Below are 17,433 nucleotides of genomic sequence, written 5' to 3' on the forward strand. Positions count from 1 at the left end.
TTTAAAGTTTAAGTGAGGGTAGTTGTCATCCCCCCCTCGCTTAACCTTATTAACGCCTTCTCTTAGATTTATTTCCTTTTCCGTGTGTATGGAATACGTGTTTAGAACCCTTAGCTCTTGAACTTCCATAAGCTGTGATTACTTTACCCCTTTTATTTAAAACAACTGTAGCTTTTTTTCCAACATATTTCGTTGCCCCATTAGGTTGTTTTATTACTTTTTTAGGGCTTCGCACAGCATTCAGTTTGGCCCTTAAATTGACTCCACGGCCTCCATTTCTTCCTATAGATTGATTAAGTCCATGTCTTGTATGACCTGTGATTTTAACTGCCTTCTTCGTAAACTTATAGGCGCGACTAGCACCCTTAAATATCTTCCCAGGACCAAAATTAGAAGCAGCTGCCCAAGCAGCACCTTTCCATCCTTTACCTGATTTATATGCCTTATATCCATCATAGGCTGCAAATCCGGCATTTACCACAAGCCATACCCAATGCCCGTCCGGATCAACATTCATCACTGGGTTATTATTTCCATAAGCATACCCATTCTGATCCAATGAATCTCCGTCGCTGCCCGGGTCTGGGTCGAGCGATAGGAACACGCCGTTTCTTGGCTCGTAGTAGCGGGCCATGAGATAGTACAGGCCGGTTTCTTCGTCGTATTGGTAGCCTGCGTAGCGGTAGCGATTGTCTTTTACTTCGTCGCTTGCTTCGGTTTTTGTTGGATTTCCCCATGCGTCGTATTGATACTTGGCAACGGTTTTTCCAGTGCTGTCTGAGATCGCGATGATGTCGCCGTGAGCGTTGTAGTGATAGAAATATTTCTTACCATTTTCTGTGTAGGATAACAGCTGGCCGCTGTCTCCGTACGTGTATGATTTTGTGACGTTGTTGTCCGCGTCTGTTTCATACAAGACGTTCAAGCTGTCTCCGTCGTAGAAGTAGTTCGTGACTTTTCCGTTGACGGTTTTTTGGATTCTGTTTCCTTTTTCGTCATACTTATATGTTGCGAATGGCTTGTCTTCGCCTTTTTTGGTAACGGCGGTCAGGTTATCTTCTGCATCCCACGTATATGTGAATTTGCCGTCGGATGTGCGGTTGCCGTTTTTATCGTAAGAGATGCTTTCATCATTGACTTTTGTCAGCTGGTTCATGATGTTGAAGGAAGCGTTCACCGTTTTGCTTGAGCCGTCTTTTATAGTTGTAACGGTTTTCCGGTTTCCGAATCCATCATATGTGTATTCAATAACAGTACCGTCTTCATGGGTTTCTTTGACAAGCTGATTCAGCTTCCCATACTCATATTGCACCTTGCCGCTTGCTGAGCTGTTTATCGTTGTGCGGTTGCCGTTGGCATCATATTCATAGCTTTCCGTCAGAATGTCTCCGCCGTTTTTGTCACCGATATGCAGCGAGCTTACAAGGTTTCTTTCGTCATATGAAAAACTTGTTCCGCCGCCGTTGCCCGTAATAAAGGTTTGGACGTTTCCATTTTCATCATAATCAAATGAATATGAGGATGTACTGTCTTTCATCTCAATCATTTGATCCAGCTTGTTATACGTAAATTGATTCGTTCCTTTTTGGTCCCCATGAATCCACGAGAAGGTTTTCAGCTTATCGGAGTCACTAGGATATGTCCAAGTTTGGCTGCCGCCGCGGTCTGTCAGTTCGGTTAAACGGTTTTTGTTGTCAAATGTCCGTTTCTTTGTGGTGTTCTGCTCTTTATTGACGACCGACGTTTCATTTCCATTTTTGTCATACGTGAAAATGTACTTTTCTGTACCGTTATACGACTTTGATTTCACCCGGTCTGTTCCATCATAAGAAAGAGACACTTCGTTGCCATTTGGTGAAATGGTTTTGGTCAGGTTGCTGTTGGCATCATATTCGCTTGCTAACACATTGCCGAGAGGGTCAGTTGTTTTGACAAGCTTGCCCATGACATCATATTCGAATTTATAGGTTTGATCTGCTCCTGCCCGGATGGTTTTGCTTACCTCATTGCCTTCCTTATCATAGCTGTGAAGGATAGACGTGCCGTTAGAGAGCGTCATGTTTGTCAATTGGTCTGCCTGATCATACGTATAGGTTGTTTTTTCACCTTTTGCATCTGTTTCAGACGTTTTCTTACCAGTTTCATCGTAATCAGTTGAAGTGGCGTAACCTAGTTCGTCCTCTTCCTTGGTCACATAGTTGCCATTACTGTCATACGTGCTTTTAGTCAGAAGGCTTCCTTCAATCAAACGGATATCATCAAACCAGACTGTGCCTGTCGCACTCTTTTGGAACAGAATACTGATATCGACTTTATTGATCGGCTTTGTTTTAGGGATGACGACAGCTGCTCGGTTCCATTCCTGTGTTCCAGAAGGGAATTTCGCATTGTAGATGCCTGTGCTGCCGTCAGCGTAAGTGACATTCGCCTGCAGAGAATAGTCTTTTTCATCTGTAAATTTGACGCTGCTTGCTTTCGACATTCCTGTCAGTGTGAGATAAACCGGTTTGTCATTTGCGCTTTGCCCTAAGACAACGGTTTGTTTTGTTACTGATCCGGCTTGGGACGCACTGGTCCGGGCAGCTTTTAATGATACATCATCATTAAAGCCTTCTTCAGAATCAACGGATGCTCCGCTTACATTCCAGTTTTCCGTTGCTGATGTGAAGCTGCTGTTTTGAACTGGGTTATAGCTTGATGATACTTCGCCTTTTTCCAGCTGGACTTCATCAAACCATGCTTTTCCTTTGCCATCTTTATCTTTATGATCGACTTCCATATACACAACAGCTTTGCCTGCATTCGCTGGAGTCGTAAAAGTGATTTGCCGTTTTGTCCAGTCATTTTTTCCGGCTAATGCACTGTATTCATTGTGAATCCATTGAATTCGTTTTTGATCTTTGTCTCGCAAATCAATGTTAAAATAGGCTCTTGATTTCGCAAGATCTGTTTTGATTTTCCCGCTTAATGTATAGGTTGTATTCGGCTCCAGCTCAACTGTTTGTGTTGCTGACGAATACCCATGATCTGTTCCGGCAGACGTTGATTGGCTCAAGACCTCCAATGCCTTTGATCCGGAAAGAACTCCGCTTTTATCGGCGATGACTGAAATTTTGCCGCTGTCTTTAGAGGCAGTCAGATTCCAGCCGGATTTTTGAGCTTCAAAGCTTCCATCTTTCAAAATATTAGTTGAAGCTGATAAATCTTTGCTCGATTGAATCTGGTTTCCATATTTATCATAAACAGCTGCTGACGATGATTTTCCGCTCTGATCGGTTTCGGATACAGCATCCAGTCCGTCATAAGCAATATCCGTGACATTGCCCTCGGTATCCTTCATCTTTGTGACATCGTTGTTTTTGTTGTATTCGTATGTCTCAGTTCCATATGCATCTTTAACCGACGTAACGTTGCCATCTTTGTCATATTGATAGCTTTCCGTTGCTTTTCCGGTGCCGACGTCATTTGGATCTACATCTTCTACAACATTGTTGCCTTCATACTTTGTATTCGTTGTAATTTTTAACCCTTCCGCATCATCAATGACCTGAATCGGATTTCCCGCTTCATTATAGCCATACTGTACTTTCCGGCCATTTGGCTGTGTCATGAGAAGCGTCTTTTTATCAGCATCATAGCTGTAGACATATGTTTCTTTTTTAGCGTTGATCGCTTTTTCGAGACGGTGACCGCTATACTGATATTCGGTAAAGACAGGCTTTGCTTCGGTACTGTTAGCTGAATATTGTTTGACAAGGCGCCCTTCACTATCGTAGTCATAGCTTGTGACAGTCCCGTCTGTATCTGTAACCTTCTTCAGCAAATCATTCTCATATGAGTAGGTGACTTTCTTATTCTTAGGTCCTGTGATGGACGTCACATGGCCGTTTTCATCATAGGTAAATGTAAGCTTGCGGCCTGATGCATCTGTAATGGCGGTCAGTTGATTTTTGTCATTGTAAGTATAGACAGTTGCATTGTTATGGCCATCCACTACCTTTTGGAGTTTGCCGCCTTTTTTATTGAAATAAGCGTTGGTTTGATCCTTTGTTTTTAATATGAACTGATCAGCTGTTTCTGTTAATTCAAGATATACACCGGTCGGCGGCTGATACGTGCCATCGGCTTTTTTCGTGAATCGATGTGTCGTAGCGTCTTCATCGATATACATTGCCCCGCCATCCGTTGAGATGACAGATGTTTCTGCATCAGCATACCAGCCTTGTCCAAATAAGTGATCAGAGCTGTCAAGACTGTTGTAGGTTCTCGATAAGCCAAGTCCCGGACCGCGTCCATCAATTGACAAATCTTCTTCATTCACAATGACATTGCCTGTCGCACCATTTAACTGGCCGCTTGGGATATCAATGATAGACCAGTACTCTTCTGTACCTAGGAATTCTGCGCCTTCATGGAACGTTGGGTTAAAGGGCGCCGTTGGAATCGTTTCACCATTCGCATCATAGGCGACAAGCGTGAAAGAATAATTCTTCTTCCCTTTGTAATTCCCATTTGCATTGTTATAGACAGGTGATGGATCGAGGGCTAATTCCCCGCCTTTTCCATCTGTATGAAGCTTATAGCTTCCGGCTTTGATTTCCTCAGAAGTCGGCCAGATGTTTTTATTTTGGGTTGTCCAATGATCAGCATCACCAACATCAAAGGACTGATATTCTTTACCGTTGTAAATGTTAACTTTATAGCCCTTCGCATTTTGAACCTTTTCCCATATCAAATTCACATAACCCGTTTGACTCGATTTTGTATTTGTATACAAATAGCCAGTTACATTCTTTGGCCTAGCGATATCAGGAAGTGCCGGGGTAGCAGCCGGGGATGCAATGGCTTCGCCGTCTTTGTTGTATGCGATAATTTTAAACGAGTAATTTCTTTTGGCTCCATCTCCCCCGGCGTTTTTATAGGTTGGTCCGGGATTGATCGGCAGCTCTGCTCCGCTTCCGTCCTTTAGGTGAAGAGCATATTTTCCCGCCTTGATTTCTGCACTTGTCGGCCAGATCTTTTTCCCTTTTGTGGTCCAAGACGTCTGATTTCCGAGATCAAGTGTCTCAAAGCCTTTCCCATTGAACACCTGAACCTTATAGCCGGTTGCACCGGATACAGCTTTCCAAGAAAGGTCGAAGTATCCTGTGGCATTCCCATTATTGTAGCCCTTTGCTGACGGTGCTTGTGCTTTTCCTACATTAGGGATAACGGGCTTTGCCGGTGCGGACATCGCTCCTTCACCTTGGTCAAATATCGCACTGACGCCAATCCAATAGTTTTTGCTTGTAGCATAGCTTCCGCCGGAATTCTTATAGACCGGGGATGGATCTAATGCCAATTCAGCTCCATCCTTGCCGTCCAGATGCAGTTTATATCTCTTGGAGGCAATTTCTGCGCTCGTAGGCCAGATTTTTTTACCTTTTGTGCTCCACGACGTGACGTTGCCTGCAGAAATCGCTTGATATTCCTTACCATTGTAAATCCATACCTTATATCCTTTTGCGCCTTCAACCTTTTTCCAGCTGATATCGAAATAACCAGTGGAATCGCCGTTGTGATAGGCTTTGATTGTAGGTGTGTTTCCCTTTGGAATGGTATACGTCACTTCAATATATGGTTTATTGGCGGAGTTCGCTGAAGAAATTAGTTTTTTCCAATATTCCTTGCCGTTTCCGTTTGTATGAAGCTTAAATCCATAGTTGGCCCCGCCGGAGTTCCATGACTTTACAGCAGCGGTCACATCATAACTCGCCCACTGTCCTTTATGGACGTCGGCTTTTCCGATATTTTTAGATGCCGGTTTGGTGTTCCATGTCACTTTTGCATTATCATAATTGCTGTTGACCGTATCCAGCCAAAGGCCGGTTGCCTTTGTTCCATAATAGGAATGGGCTACGTATGTTTTTAATGTAGCTTTAGTGACAGTCATATTTTGAATTGGCTTTAGGTTGTTAAATTTCATGAACGCATAGTTTGTGCCTGTTGTTTTGTCATAATAGCCCGTTTTCAGTACATAGGCCTTTAAATTAGCATCCCATTTTTGTGAGGAGGCCGAATAGTTCGTCGTCGGGTAGGCACTCATGACAAACGTATCCGATGAAACAGATAAAGAAGTTGACGGGTCGATAGATACTGGATATACGCGTTCTGGGTCTTTCAGCCAGTTCTCGTCTGCCGTAAGATGAAGCAAATACCCTTCTTCATTCTTTTCCAGCTTATAGCTGACTTTGTCTGACCGTTCAACCTCGCCGGAAAGCTCATCTAGTTTTGAATCCGTCATAAAAGGCTTAGGCACAGAAAAAACAACTTTTCCTTTTTCATCAGAAAAATCAATGGATCCATCCTCTTGTTCTTTAGCCTGCAAATCGGTTTTTAACTGAAATGTAAATGTGTTGTATCCATTATACTGATGAAGGACTAAATCTTCTTTTATGTTTTCATTGAATGTGAAAGTCTGAAGATCAATATTCGGAAACACATCCGGATACACAATCTCATTACTGTCAGTCTTATAATCTGCTGAGGTATCTTTCGGAGTAAGTGAAGTTTTATTCGGGCCTTTCGCTTCTGCTAGTGAATATGTAACCTTATGGTCATTATGCTCAAAAGTCGCATAAAGCCCGTTCTTCATTTGCTTTTGAAAATCTGAATTCAAAATAGCGTTCTCTGTCTCGACTTGTTTGCTTGTCGACTCTTTTAACTCAGGAGAAATGTCTTCCCAGTCGGCATCCGGTGTTTCCTTTGTATGAATAGGATCAAGGTATACTTCCTGTTTATAGACACCGTCACCTTCATAATAGAGTTTTGTATTTTCTGTTCTTTCAGAGGTGATCTCACCCTCTTTGTTTATATCTTTTGGATCAAAAGGTACAGCTTCCTCAGTTTGTTCTTTCTGAAGAGTTTCTTCTGGATCATCGGCAGCAATACGGTTTCCATTCTCTTCTTCTGTAGATTTTGCTAGTACATCGGCTGGCACTAATGAAATCATTAAAGCCAACACTAAAAATGCTGCAATGAACCTTTTAAAGTTTCGCCTCTTTCTTTTTTTCATTTCCTCTCTCCTTTTGTAATAAAAGTAATATTTACTCAATAATCTTAACTAGACTGAAATATCATTACAATATTTTTCTAGAAAATTTATCTTATTTTAAGGATTAGCGAGAGTCAATTGACCTAAAACAAAAAAAGGCCGCATAGGCCTTTTTACATTTTTTATTGTATTTGTTCAATATCCGTACCCTCAGCTGTCACATTCGCCTTCCCCTGCCTCCTGACAAGCGTCAAGGCCATGCCCGCAAAGATCATTACGATGCCAAGCGTTTGATAGAGGTCAGGGCGGAAGCCTGTGAAGACGGTATCGAGCACGATCGCGACAGCGGGGTCGAGAAATACAATGATTGAAATAAATTTCGTTGATAAAAATCGTAAACTGTCAAAAAACAGCAAATATACAATACCCGTATGGATGATGCCGGTAGATACCACCATAATCCAGTTTCCCTGAGATAGGTCCGCAAAAGCGCCAAAGTGAATAAACGGAATCAGGATGATAACCCCTAAACCTGTCTGCAAGAAGGTGGTCGTGTAAGGACTGAGATTGTGAATGCCTTTTCCCAATAAAGTGGTGAACGCATAAAACAGTGCGGCGAGAACTGCCCATATGATCCCTGATCCCATCAGCTGTGTCAATGATGTGCTGCCGTTAATCCCGGAAATCAGCGCAGTCCCAAGAAAGCAGATGATAATGGAGCTGACGGAGATCACATTTAATTTCTCTCTGTAGAAGAAGCTCCCCAGAAGAAGAACAAGCACCGGCGCTAGATGATAAACAGAGATGGCAATTGTAACGGACGTTTCTTCAAAAGACTTAAATAAGAACACCCAGTTGAATACAAGAAAGAAACCGCACGCCAATGTTTGCAGCACGTCTCTCTTGCTCCATTTTTCAGTTTTATACTGGCCGGACGCCAGCCAGCAAAAGCCTAAAAACAGCGTCGCGCAAAGGCAGCGGACAAAGACCAATTCAAATGACGGCAGATTGGTATGCTCTGAGAAAAAGCCGATGGAGCCGAAAATCACCATAGAGATGACCATTTTGATTACGGCTGTTGATTTTTGTTTTGACGATATGGAAGGATCCTGTTGCATCAAACGTATTCTACCTCCAATACTGCATAGCATAAACTGTTTTTTGTGAATTCAGAAATCTACACATAGAATTCCTCTTTTTTACATGTAGATATTATAACACTTCTATTCTAAATAAAAAAAAGCGCCCAAGGGCGCTTTTTTTACAAATCTATCGAACAATCAAAACCGGGCATGTTGATAATTGAGACACTTTATGGCTGACGCTTCCAAGCATCATTTCTTTCAGGCCGCTGATCCCCCGGCTGCCAACTACAATCAGGCTGACGCCTTTCTCTTTTGCGTGATTTAGTATCTCATGCGCCGGCTCGCCATTCGCGTAAATGGTTTCAGCTTGAACGCCTTTTTCGGCTGCTTTTTCTTTTGCATTTTCAAGGATTTTCAGGCCCTCTTTTTTAACCTCGTTCCTGATTTCATCAATAAAGTGTTCAGGCACATAGACAATTCCCGTCAGAGAAGAAGTCGTGACGACGGCTTCTCTCCCCACATGAAGAATGCTTAGTTCCGCTTGCTGCTCTTTTGCCAAATGCACTGCGGCATCAAGCGCTTTTGCACTCATGTCTGATCCGTCAATCGCAACTAACATTTTGTTAAACATGCTCTTCCCGCCTTTCGGACTGTGGGTGGTTCATCTTTCTCTTTTATTGTCAGCCTGCATTTCGTTATTGTCAATTGAAGCGCATGAGTTTTCAAAAATTTGTCAGATACTCTCTCCGTTTGTGGCGATGACCTGCTGATACCAGTTGAAGCTTTTTTTCTTGATGCGGTTAAATGTTCCATTTCCTTCATTGTCCCTGTCCACATAAATGAAACCGTAGCGTTTTTTCATTTCCGCAGTAGATGCGCTGACAAGGTCAATTGGCCCCCATGATGTGTATCCGATTAATTCAACGCCGTCCGCAATGGCTTCGCGCGCTTCAATTAAATGATCACGCAGATAGTTGATTCTGTAATCGTCCTGAATCGTGCCGTCCTCTTCAACCTTGTCTACAGCGCCAAGGCCGTTTTCAACAATGAACAGCGGCTTCTGATAACGGTCGTATAAGGTGTTGAGCGTGATGCGTAAGCCTTTCGGATCAATTTGCCAGCCCCATTCTGATGATTTGAGGTAAGGGTTTTTGACTCCGCCCAGCAGGTTGCCCCCTGATTTTGCAAGCTCTTCCGGATCTGTGCTCGCCGCCATCGACATGTAGTAGCTGAATCCAATATAATCCACCGTATGTTCTTTCAAGAGCTCTTCATCGCCTTCAGCCATTTCAATTTCAATATTGTTTTCTGCCAGATAGCGTTTCATATATCCCGGGTATGCGCCTCTTGCCTGAACATCTGAGAAGAAAAGTGTTTTGCGCTCATTCTCCATTGCCGCGAAGACATCCTCCGGCTTAGAAGTCATCGGATAGGTTGTCGTTGCCGCTATCATACAGCCGATTTTCGAATCAGGAATGATGTCGTGACCCGCTTTGACAGCAAGAGCACTGGCCACAAATTGGTGGTGTGCCGCCTGGTACATCGCGTTTAATTTGTTTTCTCCTTCTTCAAAAACAAGACCGCCTCCGGTAAATGGCGCATGGAGCACTACGTTAATTTCATTAAACGTCATCCAATACTTCACTTTGTGTTGATAGCGTTTGAAAACCGTTTTGGCATAGCGTTCATAAAACTCTATGACTTTGCGATTCTTCCAGCCGCCATAATTTTTCACTAAACCGAGCGGCATCTCATAATGAGAGATGGTTACGACAGGCTCAATATGATGCTTTAACAGCTCATCAAACAGATCATCATAAAATCTGAGGCCTTCTTCATTGGGCTCCTCTTCATCGCCATTCGGAAAAATTCTCGTCCACGCAATCGATGTGCGGAACGCCTTAAATCCCATTTCTGCAAATAAGGCGATATCCTCTTTATAACGATGATAAAAGTCAATCCCGTTGTGATACAGATTCAAGGAAGTCATTGATTCATCAAATGGAGACATGATCCCGTTCGGCGATACGTCAGCTGTCGAAAGCCCCTTACCACCCTCGTTATAAGCACCCTCCACTTGGTTGGCAGCAACTGCGCCGCCCCATAAAAATCCTTCTGGAAATCGTTTTTCATTTGAACTCATATTGATCACCCCATTAGTTTTTTCAAGATAAAGCAAGCAGCGCTTCTTTTGGCTGCACTTTACCGATCTCTTTCACCGGCGAAAACGAATATTGGTCTGTGTTGGTCACAATCACCGGGGTAATGACGTCATATCCCGCGGCTTTGATTTGCTCCAGATCAAAGGACACGAGCGGATCTCCCGGTGCGACCTTGTCGCCTTCTTTGATGTGAGCCGTGAACCATTGTCCCTCCAGCTTTACCGTGTCCAATCCAATGTGTATGAGTATTTCAGCTCCCTGATCACTCGTAATGCCAATTGCGTGTTTTGTTTTAAAAATGGTGGTAACGCTTCCACGAACAGGCGAAACAACTTCTCCTTCTTCAGGCTCAATGGCAAATCCTTTTCCCATGACCCCAGCAGAAAACACTCCGTCTTTGACTTCACTTAAGGCTTTCACTTCTCCCTTAATCGGGCTGTGAATGATCTCTCTGCTGCCTTCATGCACTGCCGGCTGCTGGCTGCCGTCAGAAGGCACATCCTCGAATCCAAGCAAATACGCAGCTGCTGTTCCCGCCGCAAACGCAATCACAAGGCCGATCATCGCGTAAATAAACGTTGGGCCGATAAAGACAGGGATGCTCGGCAGACCTGCATTCCCCCCGACGATATAGGAAGCAACACCCGTCATGCCGTAAAACGCGCCACCGGCTGCACCGCCAATCAAAGCGGCCGCAAACGGCTTTTTCAATCGCATATTCACGCCGTACATCGCAGGTTCTGTGATCCCCATCAGCGCCGTGATGCTTGTGGTAAGCGCGAGTGATTTAAATTTTTTGTTTCTAGAGCGAAGGAAGACGGCAAATGATGCTCCCGCCTGCCCCATATTCGCCAAAAACATAGCCGGCAGTAAATAATCGTGGCCGTTTTGAGCGATGTTGTTGATCATGATCGGCACAAAGGCATAGTGCATGCCCGTCATAATGATTAAAGAGAATGTACCCGCCAGCAAAATCATTGCCACAAGCCCTGCATGATCAAACAAATAATTGACCCCAGAAGACAAGTATTCTCCTAAAATAGCGCCAAGCGGACCGACTGTAATCAATGTCAGCGGCACGACAATCAATAGCGTGAATGTCGGAACCACAATCAATTTGAGAGATGCGTGTGTAAAACGGTCAATCCATTTTTCCACGTATGAAGCAATCCAAATCGACAGCAAAATCGGGATGACCGTTGACGAATAAGTGGCAGCGGTTACAGGAAGCCCGATAAAGGAAATCGGTTTCCCCGCACCGAGCAGGGCTGTCAAATCCGGATGCAGGATCGCCGCCGCAATGGCAGCCGCTACGTACGGATTGCTTCCGAATTTTCTCGCCGCACTCATCGCTAGCAGGAGCGGCAGGAAGTAGAACGCACCGTCACCGACAGCCGTCAAAATGACATGAACCTGGCTCTTCTCCGCCATCCAGCCAAACGTGACTGCCAGCGCCACAAGTCCTTTGATCATCCCCGCTCCCGCAATCGCAGGCAGAATAGGGGTAAACACCCCAGAAATCACATCAAAGACCGCACTCAGCACATTCTTTTTCTGAGAGGATGAACCAGCGCTCTTTTCATCACTGAGATTGCTGTGCCGCACAATCGCCTGATACACCTTCGGCACATCGTTTCCGATAATGATTTGAAACTGCTCGCCGCTGATATTGGTGCCCATCACTCCAGGCAGCTGCTCCAGCTGACTGCGATCCGCCTTCGCGTTGTCATGAAGATTAAAACGCAGCCTCGTCATGCAGTGGATCACGCGCTGAACGTTTTCTTCACCGCCTACGAGTTGTAATATGTCCTTCGATAATTTATCATAATCCATGTGTATACCTCCTTTTTATGGGGGGACTGCTGGATGAAAGGTGGCCGCCTTTCACCAGCTTTTTTTGTATCAAATGCTGCATCACCTCCTAAAAGAGAATAAAAAAACCTAAATGACACAGATTGCGAGAGTCTCCTCCTGCACCTGCACCATTTAGGTTTTGCCTGCTTTCGCAGTAACAATCCTGACGGGTCGTTTTATTTGTTTGTAGGTATACTTTAGCACTAGATTCGTGAGATGTCAACGCTTTCATTTTTGGTGTTGACTATCGTTTCTAGAACAAAAGTAATCATAAAGATTTGAACTTAGTATTAACTTCAATAAAAAATTATTGTAATTAAAAACCTTGAAAGGCATTTTTTCCAATCAAGGTTATGAATCGTTACCGTTTAAATTTTTTTAAAGACTTCTTTATCTGTACTATTACATTCTTTAGCCAATCTATTGGTTCTAAATTAAACGCAGGAAGATACACGCCATCTGCGCAAGATTGAATGTAATCGTTTTTCTTATTGTCTGAATGCTCACTTTCAATAAAATCCGTTAAAAAGACAATAGCATCCTCCAAATATTCCTTACTTTCCTCTATTAATAACTCTTGTATAGCGTCATCAGGAGTTTCAATATCTTGATGGAATGTTCCAGCTAAAAACTGAAAAACAGGGTCCTTCTGTTTATTGATCAATAACATGTCATCTTGCTCCTTTAAGGGAGAGGTAACGGGATAATGTTAAAATCATTCATCATCTAATAAATCAAGATAATACTGATCATTCTCTTCTATTTTTCTTAAGAACTCGGTAAGAGAAGTTGCAATTTGAATATCATAATAGTAAATCGGATTTTTATTATTATCATTTAATTCAATTGACATTAATGCCGATTCACTACCTTCAAAAAATATTAATTTATCATTCTCAAACTCATCATATATTTCTATGTCAGGATAAAATTCAAAGTCATTTATCCTCAATCGAAAGTCTCTTACAGAATATGGATCCAAAATGCGATTAGTATTAAACTCTGATCCTTTAATAAACCCATAGCCAACTTCTAAATAAAAATTCACTAATTCACTAGGTAATTTTAAGTTTAAATTTTTTTCAACCTCTTCAATCTCACTTTGATTCACTGGATAAAAATCATTTTCTTTGTTTGATTTTATAAAATTATAACTCATTTTTTTTTGCCTCCTTTAAATAATTCATTTGCTGGTGAGCCTGTACCATGAATCCCAGCTTGATGCTCGTTAGGAAATTTTGCTGGATGCATATTCCACCATTCATGTTCTCCGCCAAAAGTATTTTCAATTATATGGTGAGCATCATACTTATCCCCTTTTTTTCTAATAATTTTACCTGTTTTTTCAGATACAACATTTTCCTTATAAACAGGCCATTTTTGTCCAGTGTTTTCTTCCCATTCTTTTATAACTTTATTTTTTACTTTATCAAATTTAGTCCTGTGTTTTGCAGTCTCTATTGGTGACATTTTTTTATATTCTTTATTTCTTAATGCTTCCTTTAATTTATCTATTTGATTTTTAGGTAATTCTCTACCTGTGCGTTGTTCTATATCTCTAGCATACTTTTTTATTAAATCAGAATTAATTTTATTAGCAGATCCACTTACATCATTCGCAATTTTCCCTTTATCCTTAGCAACGTTTTTAACTTCCGAAGCCTTCTTAGCCTTTTTCCCATTATTAATAAGTTTATTAATATCTATTAACTTTTCTAACTTAGCTATTTTGGCAAATGGTACTGAGTTTATGGAGGCAACAACACGGTCTTTCCCTGTGACTTTTTCGCCTGATACCGGATCTCTGCCCGTGGCTGCTTTAAATAGATCATACACGCCGGTAAGTTCTACAGCCGTCTCTAAAATTTTCACATATCCATTCTCATCCACTTTAATGTCCGAAAGCGAGACGACAGGTTCAAGCTTCATGTCATTACCAGATATGTATACATTGTAAAGTGTATCATTATAAACGACTTGCTTAACCTCTGCATTTGAGAAATCAGTTTTTATATGTTCTCTATGTTCACTCGTATTATACACTTTACCATTGATAACGATGATATTTTTACTTACCTTTTTAGAATCACCCGTTTTGACAACTGAATCCACTTTAGACTTTTCATTCTCGGCTAATTTCTTCAGCATCATCTCCATCGGTGAATCATCCGCCTGCTTCATTTGCGGGTTAATCGCGCCGAAGATTTGGTTGATGTTTTCTTCTTCCTGTGATTTCAGGATGGAGCCGCTTTTGTAGCCTGTGATTTCAATTTTCGGGCCGGTGTACATGGTTTCGAGCTGATCAATGTATTTTTTCATCGTTTGAAAATCTGATTTTGCGGCTTCTAGTGCTTGGGTTTGCTGGCCGTCAAATTGAAAGAGCTTATTCAGGGTGTCTGAAATCAGCCGCTCAGCCTGTTCTGTTTCCATCCGAAAAAAGGAATCATTGACTGTCGGCAGGCTGACGATGTGATCTATGGCTGATGTCTGGCGATTGACTGCGTCAGTGAGCTGCTCTGTCACTTCTCGTGCATGCTTGACCCCATGTCTCGCATCGTGTGAGAGAAAAGCCTCTGCGATCATGCCGTGGGAGTTAGATTCTACAGAGGAAATCGCATGCTGTGTTTGTTTCAGCACTTTTTTGTATTCGTCGATAAATATGCCAAAGAAAAGGAGAAAAGGCTTGTGGCACTCCTCGTAAAAGGTCCGGATGGCATCTCCGCCTTTTCCTTTCAGCGCATCCTTCATGCCTGCCAGATGCTCAACGCTTTTTTCCAGCTTCTCCAGCTGTTGTTTTTGCTTGTCCAGTTTCTCAATCGTATGCTGAATGCCCTCGTGAAGAGCGTGGACATCTAATGTTTTCAATCCCTTGTCCTCCCGCGCTTTATTTCATGGAAGATGATATGTTTTCGTCCGTTTCCTTCATGGCGTTTACCGCGCTTTCCGTTTGTGCGATATGCTTGGCCAGAACAGACGCATATGCTTCAGTGAGCTCTTTGATGTCCTTATTTAATTGCTCGATGGACTTCACAACATTCAAATGGTTTCTGCCTGAGAGATGACCGGGCAATGAGGACTTGAGTTCAGCTGAATTCTTGAGCTGAGAAAGCCCTTGCTTCACTGTGTCATACACCATTTTAATTTCCTGTGCCATTTGTGCTCACCTCACTTTTTATGTTTTTCCTTCTCTATTTCATGCTCTATCCTCGTGATTTGGCGTCTTATAGAATACACATCGCCCTCTAATGAGTGGATTTTTCCTTCTATGCTTTCGATGATTCCGCTGACTTGATCGCTTTTGATTTGCTGATATGCTTTGTTCATTCCTTCACGAATATCTTCAAACCGCTCAGCATGTGTTCCTCTCCATGCCTCCCGGTTAAGATGAGGCCGGTGAATGAGATGCTGGGCCTCAGAGAAATCGTGTTTGATTTGCCTAATTTCGTGCAGCACTCGTTTTAATTGATGGATCTGTTCCTGCTTTTCATGTAAGTCGGCTTTTACCGAATGTAACAACATTTCACTATGCATGCCGCAACACCTCGTGTTTCTATCAAACTGTGTAAATTCTTTACAATACAGACTATTTTCATATTACATGATGGGTCATATTGGATAAATAGGTAAAAAGGATTGTCTTGAGAGGTATAGAACTGGTTCTAAATTGCTAAAAATACGATCTCATCACCCTATGAAAGGAGAAAACAATCATAGTAGGGACTTTTTATTTAAGCCTTTAATCTCTCCTCCAGTTCTAATTTTTCCTCCCACTTAACTGTTTCTTATAGTCAATAAAGCTCATAAAAAAACACCTTCCCTCGAAGGCGCTTCTCCATCTTATTTAGATCCCCATACAGCCTCACCGCTGGTATTCAGCACACTAAACGTCATGACGTTCTTCTCTCTCACCGAATCCCACTGGCGTAAAAATACCCCGTTATACTTCTTGCCTGCTAACGTGATGTCGGCGGTGTTTTTTCCGGTTTTCCTCCATGTTCCGGTCATTTCCCCGGAAATGGTGTGGTTTTTGTTGAGCTGGATGTTGATGGTTTGTTTGATGTCGGCTGAGATGTCTTTTCCGTGCTGGATAAGTTTGTATGTTCCTGTGATGTCTTTTTGTTTTACTTCTTTCAATGTTTCGCCCGCATAACGATATGGTGCTGCTACCGGCCAGCCGTCTTTGTTCATGAACAATTGGTGGACTCTGACTTCGTGTTCTTCACCCCTGCCCGGGAAGCGGGTGTGGAAGATTAAATAGGAACGCCCGGTTTTTTCATCATAGTATGCGGAGTTGTGGCCTGGTGAGACGTACCCGGTGCCTTTTTCATTTTCTGTTTCAAAAGTGTAGCTGCCCATGAGTTTGACGCCGTATGGTTCGATGGAACGGTCGTCGAAGAATGTGCCTCCCTTGCCGCGGACGTCGAGCATTGGATTGCCTTCTGCATCATAGTAAGGGCCGTCCGGTTTCTTGGAGCGGGCCACACGGATGTTGTAGCCGCCTGTTGCATCGAGACCGCCATATGATAGGTATAAGTAGTAGTATTGGGTGTCTGGATTGTAGAGAACATACGGGCCTTCGATTCTGCTGTGGTTGCCGCCGAGCAGTTTTTTCCCATATCCCTGTCCAGGAAGCGGGAAGCCCGTTTTCGGATTCATTTCAAGTATGAAAATGCCGCCTGAGTATGATCCGTACACCATCCACAGCTTGCCGTCTTTATCAAAGAAGGTATGCGGGTCGACGACATTCGGATGTTTGGTTGCATCATACGGTGTTCCATCGCTGCTTGTGCCTTCCATTCCTGATTTCAAAAAGATGCCTTTGTTTTTGTATGGGCCTTCGATGTTGTCAGCAACGGCAACACCCATGGCGGATCTTGGCGAATCGCCGCGGCAGGCGTTGTAGTACATGTAGTATTTGCCGTCCGCCAGCTGCGTGACGTCAGCCGCCCAAAGAGTATCGGATTGCGCCCATTCGAAGGTTTCTTTTAATTCTTCATAGACATTCGGGATAAGTGGGTTGTCATTGCTTACGCTGGTGGTCAGCTGCTGCCATTGCATGAGGTCATTCGATTTAGCTGAAGCGAGATGAGATCCAAAAACATAAAAAGTGCCGTTTGTTTCAATGATGGAAGGGTCATGGACGCTGACTTCTTTAAATATAGGTTTTTGTGCATAGACGGAGTTTGGGAGGGTGAAGGCCATGATAAGAGCTGCAAGAAAACATACACGGAACAATCGGTTGAACATCTAAACAATTCGCCTCTCTTTTTTATTAAATTTTAAACGCTTACATTTCTCT

General features: G+C 42.9%; 11 protein-coding genes. All 11 read right to left on the reverse strand.

The annotated features are described in order from the left end of the window. Nucleotides 1–49: 49 nt before the first annotated feature. Nucleotides 50–7,054, reverse strand: coding sequence for a tRNA nuclease WapA (gene wapA / locus NST22_RS20515; RefSeq protein ID WP_003243665.1), 7,005 nt, complete (start codon nt 7,052–7,054; stop codon nt 50–52). Nucleotides 7,055–7,215: 161 nt separating this feature from the next. After that, entirely contained in the window at nt 7,216–8,151 is a 936-nt protein-coding gene (locus NST22_RS20520; protein WP_003227165.1) for a DMT family transporter, read from the reverse strand. A gap of 151 nt (nt 8,152–8,302) precedes the next feature. Next, nucleotides 8,303–8,749, reverse strand: a complete 447-nt coding sequence (locus NST22_RS20525; RefSeq protein WP_003227162.1) for a universal stress protein — start codon at nt 8,747–8,749, stop codon at nt 8,303–8,305. A 102-nt stretch (nt 8,750–8,851) separates the two neighbouring features. Further along, entirely contained in the window at nt 8,852–10,261 is a 1,410-nt protein-coding gene (gene bglH, locus NST22_RS20530; RefSeq protein ID WP_026009858.1) for an aryl-phospho-beta-d-glucosidase, read from the reverse strand. Nucleotides 10,262–10,283: 22 nt separating this feature from the next. Then, the gene (gene bglP, locus NST22_RS20535; protein WP_003242943.1) at nt 10,284–12,113 is read right to left on the reverse strand and encodes a PTS beta-glucoside transporter subunit IIABC; all 1,830 of its coding nucleotides are present in this window, start codon (nt 12,111–12,113) and stop codon (nt 10,284–10,286) included. A 382-nt stretch (nt 12,114–12,495) separates the two neighbouring features. Further along, entirely contained in the window at nt 12,496–12,804 is a 309-nt protein-coding gene (locus NST22_RS20540) for a contact-dependent growth inhibition system immunity protein (RefSeq protein WP_003242733.1), read from the reverse strand. 45 nt (nt 12,805–12,849) lie between these two features. After that, nucleotides 12,850–13,293, reverse strand: coding sequence for a type II toxin-antitoxin system antitoxin YxxD (gene yxxD / locus NST22_RS20545; RefSeq protein WP_003244256.1), 444 nt, complete (start codon nt 13,291–13,293; stop codon nt 12,850–12,852). Next, nucleotides 13,290–14,999 (reverse strand): LXG family T7SS effector ribonuclease toxin YxiD, encoded by a 1,710-nt coding sequence (gene yxiD, locus NST22_RS20550; RefSeq protein WP_003244234.1) that lies wholly within the window; start codon nt 14,997–14,999, stop codon nt 13,290–13,292. Before yxiD ends, yxxD begins: the two co-directional genes overlap by 4 nt. Before the next feature lie 19 nt (nt 15,000–15,018). Beyond that, entirely contained in the window at nt 15,019–15,288 is a 270-nt protein-coding gene (locus NST22_RS20555; RefSeq protein WP_003244193.1) for a YwqI/YxiC family protein, read from the reverse strand. Nucleotides 15,289–15,299: 11 nt separating this feature from the next. After that, nucleotides 15,300–15,665, reverse strand: coding sequence for a DUF5082 family protein (locus NST22_RS20560; protein ID WP_009968400.1), 366 nt, complete (start codon nt 15,663–15,665; stop codon nt 15,300–15,302). 306 nt (nt 15,666–15,971) lie between these two features. Then, the gene (gene abnB / locus NST22_RS20565; RefSeq protein WP_003244268.1) at nt 15,972–17,381 is read right to left on the reverse strand and encodes an arabinan endo-1,5-alpha-L-arabinosidase AbnB; all 1,410 of its coding nucleotides are present in this window, start codon (nt 17,379–17,381) and stop codon (nt 15,972–15,974) included. Between the last annotated feature and the right edge of the window lie 52 nt (nt 17,382–17,433).

It is taken from the genome of Bacillus sp. PS237, from assembly GCF_037963345.1.
GTDB lineage: Bacteria > Bacillota > Bacilli > Bacillales > Bacillaceae > Bacillus > Bacillus subtilis.

Bases quoted from the DNA above. Each gene is read 5' to 3' on its own strand.
- wapA (WP_003243665.1), bottom strand. From the start codon at position 7,054: ATGAAAAAAAGAAAGAGGCGAAACTTTAAAAGGTTCATTGCAGCATTT.
- NST22_RS20520 (WP_003227165.1), bottom strand. From the start codon at position 8,151: ATGCAACAGGATCCTTCCATATCGTCAAAACAAAAATCAACAGCCGTA.
- NST22_RS20525 (WP_003227162.1), bottom strand. From the start codon at position 8,749: ATGTTTAACAAAATGTTAGTTGCGATTGACGGATCAGACATGAGTGCA.
- bglH (WP_026009858.1), bottom strand. From the start codon at position 10,261: ATGAGTTCAAATGAAAAACGATTTCCAGAAGGATTTTTATGGGGCGGC.
- bglP (WP_003242943.1), bottom strand. From the start codon at position 12,113: ATGGATTATGATAAATTATCGAAGGACATATTACAACTCGTAGGCGGT.
- NST22_RS20540 (WP_003242733.1), bottom strand. From the start codon at position 12,804: ATGTTATTGATCAATAAACAGAAGGACCCTGTTTTTCAGTTTTTAGCT.
- yxxD (WP_003244256.1), bottom strand. From the start codon at position 13,293: ATGAGTTATAATTTTATAAAATCAAACAAAGAAAATGATTTTTATCCA.
- NST22_RS20555 (WP_003244193.1), bottom strand. From the start codon at position 15,288: ATGGCACAGGAAATTAAAATGGTGTATGACACAGTGAAGCAAGGGCTT.
- NST22_RS20560 (WP_009968400.1), bottom strand. From the start codon at position 15,665: ATGCATAGTGAAATGTTGTTACATTCGGTAAAAGCCGACTTACATGAA.
- abnB (WP_003244268.1), bottom strand. From the start codon at position 17,381: ATGTTCAACCGATTGTTCCGTGTATGTTTTCTTGCAGCTCTTATCATG.